The sequence below is a fragment of the Hymenobacter rubripertinctus genome, from assembly GCF_003583925.1.
Classification (GTDB): domain Bacteria; phylum Bacteroidota; class Bacteroidia; order Cytophagales; family Hymenobacteraceae; genus Hymenobacter; species Hymenobacter rubripertinctus.
In genome coordinates, this window is the sequence record NZ_QYCN01000001.1 from 198,966 (window position 1) to 214,551 (window position 15,586).

The 15,586-nt window shown below is 62.8% G+C and carries 12 protein-coding genes; 2 read left to right on the forward strand and 10 right to left on the reverse strand.

The window, feature by feature from the left end:
- Window positions 1-38: 38 nt before the first annotated feature.
- Window positions 39-1,316 (reverse strand): sensor histidine kinase, encoded by a 1,278-nt coding sequence (locus D0T11_RS00905; RefSeq protein ID WP_119653893.1) that lies wholly within the window; start codon window positions 1,314-1,316, stop codon window positions 39-41.
- Between the two features lie 557 nt (window positions 1,317-1,873).
- Between D0T11_RS00905 and D0T11_RS00910 the strand changes: the two genes are divergently transcribed.
- Both D0T11_RS00910 and D0T11_RS00915 read left to right on the forward strand, forming a co-directional pair.
- The gene (locus D0T11_RS00910) at window positions 1,874-4,429 is read left to right on the forward strand and encodes a TonB-dependent receptor domain-containing protein (RefSeq protein WP_119653894.1); all 2,556 of its coding nucleotides are present in this window, start codon (window positions 1,874-1,876) and stop codon (window positions 4,427-4,429) included.
- A 47-nt stretch (window positions 4,430-4,476) separates the two neighbouring features.
- Window positions 4,477-5,442, forward strand: a complete 966-nt coding sequence (locus tag D0T11_RS00915; RefSeq protein ID WP_119653895.1) for a hypothetical protein — start codon at window positions 4,477-4,479, stop codon at window positions 5,440-5,442.
- A 126-nt stretch (window positions 5,443-5,568) separates the two neighbouring features.
- Here D0T11_RS00915 and D0T11_RS00920 read toward each other — a convergent pair whose 3' ends face one another.
- The 9 genes from D0T11_RS00920 to D0T11_RS00960 all read right to left on the reverse strand — a co-directional run bounded on the left by D0T11_RS00920 (window position 5,569) and on the right by D0T11_RS00960 (window position 15,469).
- The gene (locus D0T11_RS00920; protein ID WP_119653896.1) at window positions 5,569-6,318 is read right to left on the reverse strand and encodes a LytR/AlgR family response regulator transcription factor; all 750 of its coding nucleotides are present in this window, start codon (window positions 6,316-6,318) and stop codon (window positions 5,569-5,571) included.
- 185 nt (window positions 6,319-6,503) lie between these two features.
- On the reverse strand, window positions 6,504-7,637 hold the full coding sequence (locus D0T11_RS00925) for a sensor histidine kinase (protein ID WP_182888186.1): 1,134 nt from the start codon (window positions 7,635-7,637) through the stop codon (window positions 6,504-6,506).
- 257 nt (window positions 7,638-7,894) lie between these two features.
- Window positions 7,895-8,638 (reverse strand): shikimate dehydrogenase family protein, encoded by a 744-nt coding sequence (locus tag D0T11_RS00930; RefSeq protein ID WP_119653898.1) that lies wholly within the window; start codon window positions 8,636-8,638, stop codon window positions 7,895-7,897.
- Between the two features lie 97 nt (window positions 8,639-8,735).
- Window positions 8,736-9,392, reverse strand: a complete 657-nt coding sequence (locus D0T11_RS00935) for a DedA family protein (protein WP_119653899.1) — start codon at window positions 9,390-9,392, stop codon at window positions 8,736-8,738.
- Between the two features lie 74 nt (window positions 9,393-9,466).
- Window positions 9,467-10,138, reverse strand: a complete 672-nt coding sequence (locus D0T11_RS00940) for a spermidine synthase (RefSeq protein WP_119653900.1) — start codon at window positions 10,136-10,138, stop codon at window positions 9,467-9,469.
- A gap of 116 nt (window positions 10,139-10,254) precedes the next feature.
- Entirely contained in the window at window positions 10,255-11,592 is a 1,338-nt protein-coding gene (locus D0T11_RS00945; protein WP_119653901.1) for a PQQ-dependent sugar dehydrogenase, read from the reverse strand.
- A 202-nt stretch (window positions 11,593-11,794) separates the two neighbouring features.
- Entirely contained in the window at window positions 11,795-12,628 is an 834-nt protein-coding gene (locus D0T11_RS00950) for a phosphosulfolactate synthase (RefSeq protein ID WP_119653902.1), read from the reverse strand.
- 183 nt (window positions 12,629-12,811) lie between these two features.
- Window positions 12,812-14,209: a tetratricopeptide repeat protein gene (locus D0T11_RS00955; protein WP_119653903.1), complete on the reverse strand. Its 1,398-nt coding sequence runs from the start codon at window positions 14,207-14,209 to the stop codon at window positions 12,812-12,814.
- A gap of 258 nt (window positions 14,210-14,467) precedes the next feature.
- Window positions 14,468-15,469 carry an NAD-dependent epimerase/dehydratase family protein gene (locus D0T11_RS00960; protein ID WP_119653931.1) on the reverse strand — a complete coding sequence of 334 codons (1,002 nt, stop codon included), beginning with the start codon at window positions 15,467-15,469 and terminating at the stop codon, window positions 14,468-14,470.
- Between the last annotated feature and the right edge of the window lie 117 nt (window positions 15,470-15,586).

The window sequence follows — 15,586 nt, forward strand, 5'->3', positions numbered from 1 at the left end:
ACCTGCGTAACAGCAGTCACTCACTCACCAAGCCACCGTTACGGCAGCAGCACCAGCGTGACGCGGTGTTGCTCGGGGGTCGTTTGCACGTCGAGGGCGTAGCGGGTGGGGTAGAGCAGTTCCAGGCGGCGGCGCAAATTTACGAGGCCCACGCCACCGGGCTGCCGGGGCAGCTCCCGGCCGGCATCGGCGGGGGCCACGGAGTTGAGGACCGAAAAGCGCAGCTGCCCGTCGGGGGCCAGGTGCAGGGCAATGTGCACCGCTACGGGCCGGGCCGTGAGGTCGCCGTGCTTGAAGGCGTTTTCTACCAGCGGCAGCAGCAGCAGCGGCGCGATGGGGTGGGCGCAGTCGGGGTGGGTGCCGGCCACCTCCAGCACAATGGCTTCCTGGGCCGAAGCCGCCAGCCGCAGCCGCTGCAAATCCAGGAAGCTGCGCAAATGGGTCAGCTCCCGGCTCAGGGGCACAGTATCGGTGCTGCTTTCGTAGAGCAGGTAGCGCATGATTTCGGCCAGGCGCAGCACCGCTTCCGGTGCTTTATCCGACTTGCGGCTGGTGAGCGAGTAGATGTTGTTGAGCGTGTTGAAAAGAAAGTGCGGGTTGATCTGGGTTTTGAGCATGGCCAGCTCCGTGAGCAGCTGCTGGCGCTCCAGCTCCCGGCGGTTGCGCTGGCCCCGCACGTAGTCGCCGGTGATGCGCAGGGCCGAAGCGCTGCCCACGATGAACGTGCCCACGATGCAGGAGCTGAACAGGCGCATCCAGAAAGTTGGCGTCAGGCCCGGGGTTTTGCCGGCCTCCACAATCGTAGTTTCCAGTTGGCCGCGGCCCCTGCCCGGCACGGGCCGCGTAATCCGATAGGCGGAAACCTGCACGCCTTTGCGGGCCGTTTGGGTAGCCGTCCAGCCAACTACGGCCGCGTAGGGCAATACCAGCAGGGCCGCCCCCAGCACGTACTGGATTACCCGGGCCCGCCCCAGCGTGCCGGGTACCAGCCAGCGCCAGGTCAGGTAGAACAGCATGGCCGCGCAGGCATCCTCCACCAGCAGGCGCCCCAGCAACGGCAGTTGCAGCTGCCACTCGGCAGTGGTGGCGGGCAGCCGGGGCAGCATCGAAAGCGTGTTATTGATTTTGAGTCCGTCGAGCACCAGCAGCCAGAGCCAGAGCAGGATGTGCACCCACCGGGGCACCTTGGCCGCTTCCGCCGTGGCCGACCAGTTGGTGGGTCGCAGCCAGGTCCGGACCCGGTGGCGCCAGCCCACGCGCGGCGTGAGGGTAGCAGCGACACCCGCCCCGGCAGACGGTAAGGAGGCAGTTTCCATGTTCGAAACTACCACGTTGTCCCGGTTTGCAGGCTTTTTTTTCAATCAACCCCCGCCGCCACCGCCCCAACGCCGCCGCCCGCCCGACGAATCCCCAGCTCCAGGCTACGAAACACCCCGGGAGTCGTTTGGGGGGGCAAAAGTCCGTGTTTCGGGGTGGTACGGAGAGGTTGGTTGAATAGGGCCGCGCCACTATAGCGCGGCCCGTATGTTTGCAGTCGTTCTCCCTGGCTGGCCGCACAGGGCGCTTACGCAGGCAGTAACGGCCTTGGCGGTTGTGGCCCCTTCTACACTGCCCGCACCTTGCCCCTGCGGCTGGCGGCCGGGACCAGCTGTTTGTCCCCGGCTTCTTGCCCAGTCTGCGGCCCGCTCAGTGGGGAGGCGGCTACCCGGCAAAGTATCCAGGCCCTGTAACGAATCCGCCGAAGGCCGGTATTCCCGGCCGGACACCCGGCCCGGGCACGGATGGTCGCCGCTTTTATGCTCGTACAACGTCACCCGATTTTTTACTCACGCCCCCCCTTTCCGCCCGTTGCGGCACGCTATACCCCTTGCTTATGAAACCTGCTACCTCCCTCCTGCTACTGTTCAGCGGCCTGCTGGCTACCCCGGCCCTGGCCCAGACCACTCCGCCCACCGGCCAGCGCCCGGCCGCGGCACCGGCCGGCACGGCGGCCAAACCCATTCTGCCCATTGCCCCCAAAGGCCCGGGCCGGCTCGAAGGCACCGTGCTGGATGCCACCACCCGAAAACCCGTGGAGTTTGCCACCGTGGCTTTGCTGCCTGCCACCGGCACCACGCCGCTGGATGGCACCATTTGCGACGAGAAGGGCCGCTACGACCTGAAGGGGCTGGCCGCCGGGCAGTACCGGCTCCAGATCAGCTTTATTGGGTACGTGGCCCAGACGGTGCCCGTGACTGTGGGTGAAGGCCTGACGACGGTGCCCACCCTCACGCTCGCCTCAACAGCCCAGAAACTGGGCGAAGTGACCGTGACCGGGGAGCGGGCCGTTATCGAAACCAAGCCCGACCGCATTGTGTACAATGCCGACAAGGACCTGACCAACGCGGGCGGCACGGCGGCCGATGTGCTGCGCAAAGTACCCCTGCTGAGCGTGGACCCCGACGGCGGCCTGCAACTGCGGGGCTCCAGCAACATCCGGGTGCTCATCGACAACAAGCCCTCGGCCATCGTGGCCGGCAGCGTGGCCGACGCACTTAAGCAGATTCCGGCCGACCAGATTAAGAGCGTGGAGGTGATTACGACGCCCTCGGCCAAGTACGACGCCGAAGGCACGGGTGGCATCATCAACATCATCCTCAAGAAGAACAATTTACAGGGCCTCAACGGCTCGGTGGGCGCGGCGGCCGGCACGCGCAGCTCCAACGGCAACGCCTCGCTCAACTACCGCAAGGGTAAAATCGGGCTTACCAGTTCAGCAAGCGGATTTGCTTTCTACAGCCCCAACCGCAACGACCTCACCCGCTCACTCAAGGGGCCGAACGGGACGGAAACCGAAACCCTGCGCCAAGCGGGCAACGGCAACACGCTGGGCGGCGGCGGCTTCGGCCGGCTGGGCCTCGACTACGACCCGGCCCCGTTTCATAACCTGACGCTGAACGTGCAGGGCAACCTGTTCCGCAACAGCGGCAACTACGAGCAGTACAACAACGTGCTGCTGCCCGTCGCCAACGAGTTCACCCGCGACACCGACCGCAAGTTCCGCACCCAGAGCTACGACGTGAACGGGGGCTACGCCCGCACCTTCGACGGGCAGAAGGGCCGCGAGTGGAGCGTGCTGGCCCAGCACACGCGCAACCGCAACGTGCAGGACTACAGCCTCGACCAGTTTGGGGGGCGCACCACCGACAACGCGGCCAGAAACTACCGCGAGGCCAGCAACAACCTCTCCCGCAACCTCGAAACCACCCTCCAGACCGATTACGCCCACCCATTCTCGGAAACCAGCAACCTCGAAACCGGGGCCAAGGCCATCCTGCGCCGCGTGAGCAGCACCTACGACGTGGCCAACAGCCTGCCCAACGCCGCCACCCTAGACCCGCAGTTCAACCCCGCCCGCTCCAATGAGTTCAGCTACGACCAGGACGTGGTGGCCGGCTACGCGAGCTACGGCTTTGCGGCCTCCAAGAAGCTGAGCTTCAAGCTGGGCACCCGGGTGGAAAACACGCGCATCGATGGCCGCTTTCAGCAGCAGCAAAACGAGAACTCGGGCGTGGAGCAGAACTACACCAATATGCTACCCAACCTGAGCCTGAACTTCCAGCCCAAGAACGAGAAGAAACCCGGCGAATCGGTGCGGCTGGCGTATTCGCGCCGCATCCAGCGCCCCCAGATTTTCTACCTCAACCCTTTCCGCAACACCGCCGATACGCTCAATGTAAGCTTCGGCAACCCCCAGCTGAAACCCGAAACCACCGACAGCTACGAACTCAACTACACGACTTTCATCAAGGGCTCGGTGCTGAACCTGAGCACCTACGCCCGCCGCACCGGCAACTCCATCGAAGCAGTGCGGGAGGTTAAAAAGGGTGTGAACGAGCAAACGTACGCCAACATCGGCCGCAACGCCACCTACGGGGGCAGCGTGTTCGGCTCGTTCAAGCCCACCAAGAAATGGGATGTGAGCGGCAACGTGAACGTGTACTACGTCTCGCTGAAAAGCCCTTCGCTGGGCCTGAGCAACGGCGGCGTGCAGTACAACCTGAACCTGAATTCAAGCTACAAATTTGAAAAAGGCCTGAGCCTGCAATTTTTCGGGGGCCTGAACTCGCCCCGGGTGCAGCTCCAGGGCCGGCAGGCGGCCTGGACGTTCTACTCGCTGGGCCTGCGCAAAAACCTGCTCAACGACAAAGCCGACCTGACGCTGAACGCCGACAACTTCCTCTCGGCCACCCGCAACCTGAGCACCACCCTCAACACCGACCAATTCCGCCAGGAAAGCAATAACTACATCTACCTGCGTGGGGTGCGCCTGGCCTTTAACTACCGCTTCGGCAAAGTCTCGAACCAGCCCCCCAAGCGCCGCCGCAGCATCCGCAACGACGACACCAAGAGCGGCGGCGACGGGCAGCAAGGCCAGCAGGGAAATTAAAAGGAATTGCCCGTTATTGGGCGACCATCACACCTATACTTACTTGCTTGAAATTAGCTATCCGGCCGCTCCTGCTCGCTACCACCATCCTGCTGAGCGCCTGCGCCGCGCCGCGCCCTGTTACGAAGTCGCCCGCTACTTATCCGTGGTTTCCGTTCACCTGGCACACGGCCAAATTCAGCGACAAAGAGCACAAAGTTGCTCTTCTGGTGCCCGTTAAGGTCAAGGATTTAGACGCCAATTTCATTGCGCAGTTCGATTTGGGCAGCGATGCAACTCTCCTGTACGGCGACGCTCTGAAGAACTACTTCGCTACCCGGGCCCAGCTGTACGCCCTGCTCGATACCACCCGCAGCGGGATGAGTGACTCGGGCATCCGCAACTACGGCACCACTGGCTTGCCCGTGGTTTTCGGCCCCATGCAGGTGGCCCGGCCGCTGTTTATGTCGGATTACGGGGATGAAGTTTCGCGGGACTCGCTGCATACCAAGTCGCCGAAATCGGTCGGTACTATTGGGGGCGATTTTGTCGCGGGCAAGGTGCTCGTCATCGATTACCCGCAGCAGCGCATGTGCGTGCTCAATTCAGTTGATACTTATTGGGAGGCAAGAACCACCTTTGTAACGAGCCGGGTCAGCAACAACCGCATGCACATCCCCCTCATCATCGCCCAGCAGACGCACTGGGTATTGTTTGATACGGGGTCCAGTTTATTCTCCTTCACCAGCGACGAGCAAACCTGGCGCGGACTGGCCCAGCCAGGACCGCCAACCGACACCATAACAGTAAATTCCTGGGGTAAGCAGGTAGCGTTCTATGCCGCCCCCATGCAGTCGCGGGTGTATTTAGGCTCGTATCAAATGCCCCCCGCCAACGCCTGGTTCACGCGCGACCAGCGCCAACTGGAATTCATGAAAGCGGCAAAAGTGGCAGGCATTACCGGCAACGCCTTATTCCAAAACAACGTGGTGGTGCTCGATTTTAAGGGCCGCCGATTTGGCGTAGTGAAATAGTGAACGAAGCTATCTAGAAAGTCGAAAAGTTTGTCATCCTGAGCGGAGCGAAGGATCTTATCACATCTGAGCCGCCATTGCGCAGCCATGATAAGATCCTTCGCTCTGCTCAGGATGACAGTTCTTTTATCCCAATTTCCCATGATACCGCAGCACTTCCAGCAGCCCTTCGCGGTAGGTTTCGCCGATGGGCAGGGACGTACCGTGGACCTGCACGCGGTGGCGCTCCACGAACTCGAGGTGGCGCAGGTTGATGAGGTAGGATTTGTGGATGCGCACGAAGCGGCCGGCCGGCAGCTGCTCTTCGAGCTTGCGGAAGGACTGCAGAATCAGCAGCTTGCCGGTGGCCGTGTAGTACATCAGGTACTCCTTCTGGCCCTCCACGTAGTACATAGCATCGACCGGCACCCGGCGCAGGCGGCCGTCGTGGCGCACGAACAAGACCTCGTCGGCGGCTTCCGGGCTTTCGGGGGCGGCAGCAACTGCGGCCGGGGCGGCGGGCGGCAACAGGGCGGCGCGGGCGCGGTGGGCGGCCTGCACAAACCGCTCGAAGGAAACCGGCTTGAGCAGGTAATCCAGGGCCGGCAGCTCGTAGCTCTGCACGGCGTAGTCGGGGTGGGCGGTGGTGAAGATGATGCGCGGCCGGGGCGCGGGCAGCAGCTGGGCCAGCTGCAAACCCGTGAGCCGGGGCATCTGAATATCGAGAAACACCACGTCCACGGGCGTATCCTGCAAAAAGGCCGCCGCCGCCAGGGCCTCCTGAAACTGCCCCCGCAACTCCAGAAACGGCACCTGCTGGCAGAAATCCACCAGCACTTGCAGCGCCAGCGGCTCATCATCCACCACAATACAGCTAATCGGACGACGGGTTTCCATGGGTGGTGAATGAGTGAGTGAGTGAGTGAGTGAGTGAATTGCTATTTGGACGGCGGAAATGGTGTGGGTGGAGCAGTGGGGAAATAGCTGTCATCCTGAGCGGAGCGAAGGACCTTGTACCATACTACGGCTGATGGTGCAAGGTCCTTCGCTCCGCTCAGGATGACAGCTATTTCCCCACCGCCCTATTTCACCTTCACCGATAGCCGCACGGCATACTCCTGCTGATTTGCTGTGATTACCAGCGCGTGCGTTCCCGGGTAGAGCAGTTCCAGGCGGCGGCGCAGGTTGGCCAGGCCCACGCCGCCGGGCGGGGCGGCTTCGGGGGCCACGCGGTTGCGGACCAGGAAGTGCAGCTGCCCGCCGGGGGCCAGCTCCAGGTTGAGACGGACCACGTGGGGGCGGGCCGTGAGGTCGCCGTGCTTGAAGGCGTTTTCGACCAGCGGCAGCAGCAGCATGGGCGGCAGGCGCAGGGTGTGCGCGGCCCCGGGCGGCAGCAGAATGCGGAACTCGATGGCCTCGTCGGCTTCGTCGGCGGTGGGCAGGCGCAGCTGCTGGAGCGTGAGGAAGCTTTGCAGGTGGCTGATTTCGCGGGCCAGCGGCACCAGGTCGTCGGTGCTTTCGTAGAGCTGGTAGCGCATGAGCTCGGCCAGGCGCAGCACCGCCTCGGGTGCCTGGGGCGAGGCGTGCAGGGTGAGCGAATAGATGTTGTTGAGCGTGTTGAACAGGAAGTGCGGGTGAAGCTGGGTTTTGAGCAGGGCCAGCTCGGTGCGCAGGTGCTGCTGCTCCAGCTCATGGCGCTGTTCCCGCTCGCGCAAGTAGTCGCCGGCCAGCCGCAGAAAGAAGCTCAGCAGCAGAATCTGCCCCCCCAGCAGCAGGTAGTAGGGTTGCAGCACCCACACGTAATAACGCAACGGCTGCGACTGGCCCTGCACTTTCACTTCGTCAAAGCCGTAGCTCATCCCAATCCGGAGCGCGCAAAACGCCGCCAGGCCCACTACCAGCACCGCCAGATAGGCCCCCAGCCACCCGCGCCGGAACAGGCGGGGCATCAGCAGCCAGTTAAGGTAGAACAGGCCCGAGTCGAGCACATCGGTGGTGAGGGCCCGGGACCAGAAGTGGTCCTCGGGCACGGGCGGCACCGGCACGCTCTGGCGCAGCAAGTCCTGCCAATCGAAGTAGAGCAGCAGGCTCGCCCAGGCCAGGTGCACCCACGGAATGCGCCGGAGCCAGGCCGGGGGCGGGGAAAGCGGGAGCAGGCGGCGGGGCCGGGAAGTAGCCGGAGGTATCAGGGCAGTGCGGGGTTGAAGGCGGGCCAAAGTACGACATCGGCCAACGCCGGCCCCGTAATTTTCAACCAGCCCCAGCCACCCTATCAACCAACGCCGGCGGGCGGGCCACAACGCAGGTTCCGGCCCCCTCCGTTGGTTGATAGGGTAGCCAGGGCAGCTGACGGTGAGAGGGTGAAATGGTGAGTTGCTGTTCCGCTGGCGCAACATGCACCATTAGCGCAAGTAGCGCCTTGGGGCCGCCCCGAACCTCAAACCCACCCCCTCACCTCCCTCACCATTTCGCCCTACCCCTGCCAGATGTTCCAGGAGGCTTCGGCCTGGAGGCAGAGCATTTCGAAGCCGTTTTTAACCTGGGCTCCGGCAGCGGCTCCGCGCTTCATAAATTCGGTTTCGGCGGGATTGTAAATCAGGTCGTGCAGGTAGTGGTGGGGCGTGAGGGCGGCGTAGGGAATGGGCGGGCACTCCTGCACGTTGGGAAAAGTACCCAGGGGCGTGGTGTTGATGATGAGCGGATGGTCGTGGAGCAGGCGGGGCGTGAGGTCGTCGTAGGTCAGGCCGCTGCCCAGCGGGTTGCGCGAAACTACCCAGTAGCCGATGTTCAGGTCGCGCAGGGCGACTTCCACCGCCTTCGAGGCCCCGCCGCTGCCCAGTACCAGAGCCCGGAAGTCGGCGGGCAGGTGGACGGGCAACAGGTTGCGCACCGACTCGCGGAAGCCCAGATAATCTGTGTTGTGGCCGATCAGGCAGCCGTCGGCCCGAAACTCGACCACGTTCACGGCGCCCACCCGGGCCGCCGAGGGAGCCACCTCATCCAGAAACGGCCAGATCTGCTCCTTGTAAGGAATCGTAACGTTGAGGCCGCGCAGACCCGGGCGGGCCGCCAGCAGGGCCGGCAGCTCGTGCAGGGCGCTCAGCTCAAACAGCCCGTACTCATGATCCGGCAGGTCCAGGTTGTGGAACTTCTGGGTGAAGTAGGTCTGGGAGAACGAATGTTGGAGGGTGCGGCCGAGCAATCCGAATTCGGGCATAAGGCAGGGGTGGATACGGAGGTAAGCAACAAAAAAACCGCCTGCTTTCCTCATGAAGCAGGCGGTTTTCACGCGTATCGGCGCAGAATTTTCCAGACTACGCCACCGGCGTCTTCTTCTCGCGGCGGGCCTTCATGAACTCCCACACCGCCGGCAGCACCGATAGCACGATGATGGCCAGCACTACCAGCGAGAAGTTTTTCTGCACGATGGGGATAGTACCGAAGAAGTAGCCGGCCCCCGTGAGCAGCACCACCCACAGTACCGCGCCGGTGAAGTTGTAGGAGAGAAACTTGCTGTACTTCATGGTGCCCACGCCCGCCACGAAGGGCGCGAAGGTGCGGAGAATGGGGATGAAGCGGGCCAGAATAATGGTTTTTGCCCCGTGCTTGGCGTAAAATGCCTGGGTGCGCTCCAAATGCTCACGCTTCAGGAAGCGCGAATTTTCGCGAAACACCCGCGGCCCCAGGTAGTCGCCAATATGGTAGTTGAGGGCGTCGCCGAGTACGGCAGCCACAATCAGCAGGCCCATCATCACCCACACGTTGAGCGGGGAGCCGGGCAGGGCCACCAGCGAGCCGGCCGCGAACAGCAGCGAGTCGCCGGGCAGGAAGGGCAGCACCACTACCCCCGTTTCCACGAAGATGATCAGGAACAGAATGGCGTAGGTCCAGGCCCCGTAGTCCTGAATAATGGCCGCCAGGTGCTTATCCAGGTGTAGAACGAAGTCGATGATGTGCTTCAGGATTTCCATAGAAGGGGGTTGAGCCTGCAAAGAAAGCAGGTTAGCAGCAAACGACTGCGAATCAGGTGTCAACTCCCGGTGGTTCAGTCCCCAGCTTTGCGCAGAATCAGCAGGCGGTTGAACTGTTCCACTTCCACATCCTTCACCTCAAAACCAAGCTGTTCCAGAAATCCGGATAACGGCTGGCCTTCGGGCCATAGCTCGGCGCTGGTCAGCAGGTTGCACAGCACCCAGCCCCCCGGCCGCGTGAGGCGCAGCAGGTGCCGCCAGAAGGCGCCGTCGCCCAGCCCGGCGGGCAGCTCCAGGTCGAGAAACAGATCCACCACCACCAGCTCAAAAGCCGCCGCCGGGGCCGTACGCACCCAGACAAAAGCATCGGCGCAGACGATATGCAGCCCCGGCCCCGTCTCAATCCCGAACTCCTCGGCCGCCACCCGAATCACGACCGGGTCTAGCTCCACGGCCGTGATGGGGCCGGTAACGCCCCGCTCCTGCCGCAGCGTGGGCACCACCGAGCCGCCGCCCAGCCCCAGCAGCAGCACCGGCCCGGCCGGGTGGGCCGGCGCGAACAGCAGGCCGTAGCGCAGCACCCGCTGCAAGGTGCCGTAGCTATAGTTGGCGTGGGCCGTGTCGAGCACCTTGTGGCCCCGCCAGAGCGTGACGCGCAACGTGCCGCTGTGCACGGAGGCCACCCGGCGCGTGAGGGGCAGCACGTAGCTCAGCAGACGACGCCCGGCATTCAGCAGCTTATTCATAGGCCCCGAAGGTACGCCCAAAGCAAAAGCCACCTCCCGGCGGGAAATGGCTTTTGCTTTTCTGATGGTATTTCTGATGGCAGCGCTTGGGCCTGAGCAGGCACAGCGGTAGTGGGTTACTGGGCCGCCACGCGCCAGATTTTGCCGCTGGCATCGTCGGCCACCAATAGCACGCCGTTGGGCAGCACCGTAACGCCCACGGGCCGGCCGTACACCTCGTTTTTCTCGGCGTTGGCAATGAAGCCGGTCAGGAAATCTTCGGGCGGGCCGCTGGGTTTGCCCCCGCTGAAGGGCACGAACACCACTTTGTAGCCCGAAAACTCGGAGCGGTTCCAGGAGCCGTGCTGCCCGATAAAGGCCCCGTTGCGGTAGCGTTCCGGAAAGGCCTCGGCGTCGTAAAATGCTAGGCCCAACGAAGCCGTATGCGCGCCCAGCGGCACTTCGGGCACCAAAGCCTTTTTCACCAGCTCCGGCTTTTCGCCCTTGCGGCGCGGGTCCTCGTGCTGACCGAAGTAGGAATACGGCCAGCCGTAAAAGCCGCCCGCCTGCACGCTGGTCAGGTAGTCGGGCACCAGCTCATCGCCCAGCTCGTCGCGCTCGTTCACGGCCGTCCAGAGCACGTTGCTGCCGGGCGCCCAGTCCATGCCCACAGGGTTGCGCAGGCCGGCGGCGTACACTTGCTCGCCGCTGCCGTCGGGGTTTATTTCCAGAATATCGGCCCGGCGTTTTTCTTCTTCCATGCCGTGCTCGCCCACGTTGGAAGCCGAGCCCACCGAAACATAGATTTTCTGCCCGTCGGGGCGGGCCAGCAGGTTGCGGGTCCAGTGGTTGTTGTAGCCGCCGGCGGGCAGGTCCAGAATTTTTTCACCCTTAGCCGTGATGCTCATCTGACCCTCTTTATAGGGGTAACGCCACACGCCATCGGTGTTGGCCACGTAGAAGAAGCCGCCTAGCAGCAACATGCCGAACGGCTGGTTCAGGTCCTTCAAAAACACGGATCGAACGTCGGGGCGGCCGTCCTGCTTTTCGTCGCGTAGCAGCGTAATGCGGTTGGCACTGGTGGGCCGCAACGATTTGGAGGGGTCCAGCTTGAGGGCGGCGGCTACTTTTTCCTTGGTATCCGTCGGCACCGTGTTGGCCTCGGCCACCAGCACGTCGCCGTTGGGCAGCACGTACATATTGCGCGGACTCTCCAGCCCGGCCGCGTACTGGGTCACCAGAAAGCCGGTGGGCACGGCGGGCATCTCGGCCTGGGGCCACTCCACAATCCGGCTGCGCTTGGTCACCGACTCGGTGGCGTAGGGCACCGGCAGCGCCACCGAGTCGGTGGCCGTGGCCACGGTATCGGCGGGCGTAACAAGGGCCGCTTCAGTCTTTTCCTTTTTCGTGGGCTCCCCGCAGGCGGCCAGCAACATCAGGGCGGCCACTGCCGAGGTAGAGAAAATATGATTCATAGAGGGGGTAAAGTACGAAATAGGCAAGGCCGGCACCACTTGCCGCCCGGCTTTGTCCGTTTACTGATTTCGCGGGCTGCGGGTTAGCCACGCCAGTCCCGGCGGGCGCGCAAGCTTCGGGCCAGATGCCCCGGCCGGCACGAAAAAGGCCCCGCCATGAGTGCGGAGCCTGCTTCTTTTCGATTCATGCCCTATTCCTCCCCTAGCCCCGGGGCATGGAGGTGCCGGGGCGACTTGGATTTTTGGGCGCGGGCCGGAACATTTCATCCACCGCGTCCATGTCGAGGAAGTCGGTGAACGTGTCGCCGCGCAGGCCCAGACGGATGGTTTCGAGGCTGATGATTTCGTTGGGCGCAATGTTGCCCAGGTTCACGTTGGCCCCGAGCAGCTTGATAAACCACACCTGCTGGGCTTTCTGGGGGGCTTCCCAGATGATTTTCTCGAACGGAATCTGGGTCAGAATTTCTTCTACCAGCCCCGAGCGCACCTCCCCGGTACTGCGGAACAGGCCCACGTTGCCGGCCTCCCGGGCTTCGCCAATCACCTTCACGGCCCCGGCTTCAAGCTCCGTTTTCATCTGCGAAATCCACTTGTAGGGCGGAATAATCTTCTCCGCATCCTTGGAGCCTACTTCGCTCAGCACCTTCACATCCCGCGAAAGAGTGCGGATAAATTCGAGCTTCTTGTCGTGGTTAAGGTCGATGGAGCCATCTGACACCTCGGCGTACTCCATGCCGAAGGTATCGAGCAGGCGGCGGTAGTCTTCGAACTGGTTGCGGATGATAAAGGCTTCAAACAGCGTGCCCCCGAAATACACCGGAATGCCGGCCTCCCTGTACACGGCCAGCTTGCGCTTGAGGTTGGGGTTTACGTAGGAAGTGGCCCAGCCCAGCTTCACGATATCGGTGTAGGCGGCCCCTACTTCCAAAAAGTCTTCGGCTTCCCGCACGCTCAGGCCTTTGTCCATGACCATGGTGAAGCCCTGCTCGCGGGGTTTGGCGGTACGTTCGGGCAGTTGATTGAGGGAGTAGTTCATGCAGCAGGGGCTTGGAAACGGAGGGCTTTAAGTCTTGGATGTTGTGGGGGCAAAAGTACGCCCGTATTCTGTAAGTGCGGTTTTGGGGAAAAGCCCAGGAAGAAAGGTCAAAAAGAAAAGCCGCTGAACAGTGGTATAAACTGCTTCAACGGCTTTTCCTGTTGACTCTTTCGCTTGGACTCGCTACTTCCGGTACTGATCGATCAGGCGGGCCAGGGCCTGCTGCGACTCCAGCTCGGGGAAGTACTCAAACAGCAGGCGGTGCTTGTCGAAATCGAGCAGCAACGCGCCTTCCAGGCAGGCGTAGGCCTCGCGGTAGCGGCCGGCCGCCAGCAGGTAGGCGCACAGCCGGTAGTGCAGCTCCGCCTCGGCCGGACTGATTTCCAGGGCATTGCGCATCAGGTCAATGGCCCCGTCGAAGTTGCCTTGCTCGTAGAGCAGAATGCTCCAGTTCAGCCAGCCATCCTTGTTCTCAGGTCCTACTTCCGTGCCCTTCTCATACGCTTCAATGGCCGATACGATGTTGCCGATCTGGTACTCGGCGGCAGCCAGGGCCAACCAGTATTCCACGCTTTCGGCGTACAGACTCACCGCTTTGCGGAAGAAGTGAATGGCCTCAAAATATTTTTCCTGGGCCTGCATAATCACGCCGATGCCAAACCAGGCCTCGTCCATTTCGGGCTCCAGATCCACGGCCCGCTGGTAGAAGCGCCGGGCCAGGTCCCATTCGGCCAGCTTTTCGTGGCACTCCCCAATGTTGCACAGTGCTTCGGGGCTGGGCTCGCCGGGCGGGTGGCTCAGCTCAAACTCGCTGATGGCTGCCCGGTACCGCTCCAGGCTCACGTAGGTGCTGGCGAGGTAGCCGTGCGCATCGTAAAACTCGCCATCAATGAGAATGGCGTAATCGAAGGCCCGGACGGCGTCATCGAACTGGCCGGCCCGGAAGTGGGCCTGCCCCAGGTTGTACCAGGCCACGGCCGAGTAGGGGTCCTCATCGGTGAAGCGGCGGAAGAATTCGAGGTTGCTTTCCAGCCGCTCGCTCACTTCCAGGCAATACAGCAGCTCCTGCACGGCCACCTCGTTGTCGGGGTTGAGGCGCAGGCTCTGCTTGTAGTACTTGGCGGCACTCTTGAACTTCTGCCAGCTCTGGTAAGCCAGGCCGAGGTTGAAGAAAATGTCGTCGCGGTCCTCGGTCCGCTCCACGGCTTGCAGGAAGAAAGCCACAGCCTCCGCAAATTCGCCCTTCTGGGTGGCAATAATGCCGCGCGTCACGGCCACATCGGGGTTGTCGGGGTCTAGGTGGGCCACGTCCTCAATCTGACTGCTGGCGGCCCCGTATTCGCCCTTCATGGCCAGCACCTGGGAGCGGTCGATGAGCAGCTCCGTGCTGAACGGATACTGCGCAATGGCCGCCTCGCAGGCCTGGAGGGCTTTTTCGTACTGCGTGTTGGTAGTGTAATGGTCGATGATGTTCTCAAAATCGGCCAGATCAAAAAACACGGACTCGTTGCTGGCAACCATGTCTTCAAATCGACGCACGGTGGCCAGCACTTCTTCCCGGTCTTCAAAATTTTCGTTCATTCTCATGCTTCAGCTATCAGCACGAACCCGCCAAAAAGACAGGCTTCGTGGGTGAACGGGCGCGTTTTCAGCGTTGAATTCGCTCCGCCCATAATATACAACAACCACTCCGGACAATAAGTGACGGGACGACTCGGAAACCGGGAGCAAGCGCTGCCTTTCAGGGCGGGGCCAAGGCCCTGGAAAGAGCGGAACTGCCAGGACCGCCTGGCTTGCCGGATCAGTCCTTCGCCCACACGCACACGCACAGCGCTTGCCTCAGCCACCGAGCTGCTCGTTGGCCACGAGCTGCTCGCAGCACCAGCGGATGGTTTCCGGCAAAGGTCGGAACTCCTGGCCCAATTCCCGCCGGATTTTATCGGCCCGGTATTCCAGCGGGCGGCGGCCGGCGCGGGCAGTGGCTTTGGTGATGAGGGGGCGCGCGCCCGTAAGCACGGCGCGCACATGCTCCAGACGCCAGACGACTTCCCCGGCCCAGCCGGGCACGGGCACCGTGGGAGGGCGCTTGCCGAAGCAGGCGGCCACTTGCGTCAGCAACTCCCGCAGGGGCAGGCTTCCCGCGCTCAGCACGTACCGCTCCCCGCTTCGCTCCGTGTTCAGGGTGAGTTGCGCCAGCATGGCTACCACGTCGCGCACGTCCACCAGATTCATAGTGGAGGGCGTGTAGAAGCGATGCTCCTGGTATGCATACCGCAACAGACGGGTGCTGCTGCGCTGCCAGTTGCCCGGCCCCAGAATCACGGCGGGGTTCACCATCACGGCCCACAGCCCCTCGGCCACCCCGCGCCATACTTCCAGCTCGGCCAGGTATTTCGACGTGGCATAGGCATTGTGCTCGGCCCCCAGATCCCACTTGGCCTGCTCGTCTACCAGCAGCGGGCCGGGTGCTTGCTGCTGCGCGGCCGGCACCTGCCCCAAAGCCGCCACCGACGACACAAACCCCAGCCGGATTCCCGGCTGTTCCAAACAGGCATCCACGATGTTGGCTGTTCCCTCCACGTTCACCCGGAGCAGCGCCTCCTCATCCTGGGGGGCATACGATACCAGGCCGGCGCAGTGGAACACATGCGTGATGCCCGCCAGCGCGGCGCGTACCGCCAGAACATCCCGGATATCGGCCTGCACCCACTCCACGCGGCCCGGATGCGCTGCCACGGGTATCTTCTCGCGGTACAGTGCCCGAACGCTCAGGCCGCGCCCTAGCAGCTCCGTTATCAGAAAGCTACCTACCAAGCCGCTGCCGCCGGTTACGAGAATCATGCTTTCGTTTTTCGGGATGTGGTTTTCGTTTTCGCAAGCCATCATTCTCTCCCCTGTCTCTTTGTCCGGCCGGAACGAGGTGTTTTGCGCTACCAGCAGACCTCACCGGTGTACAAA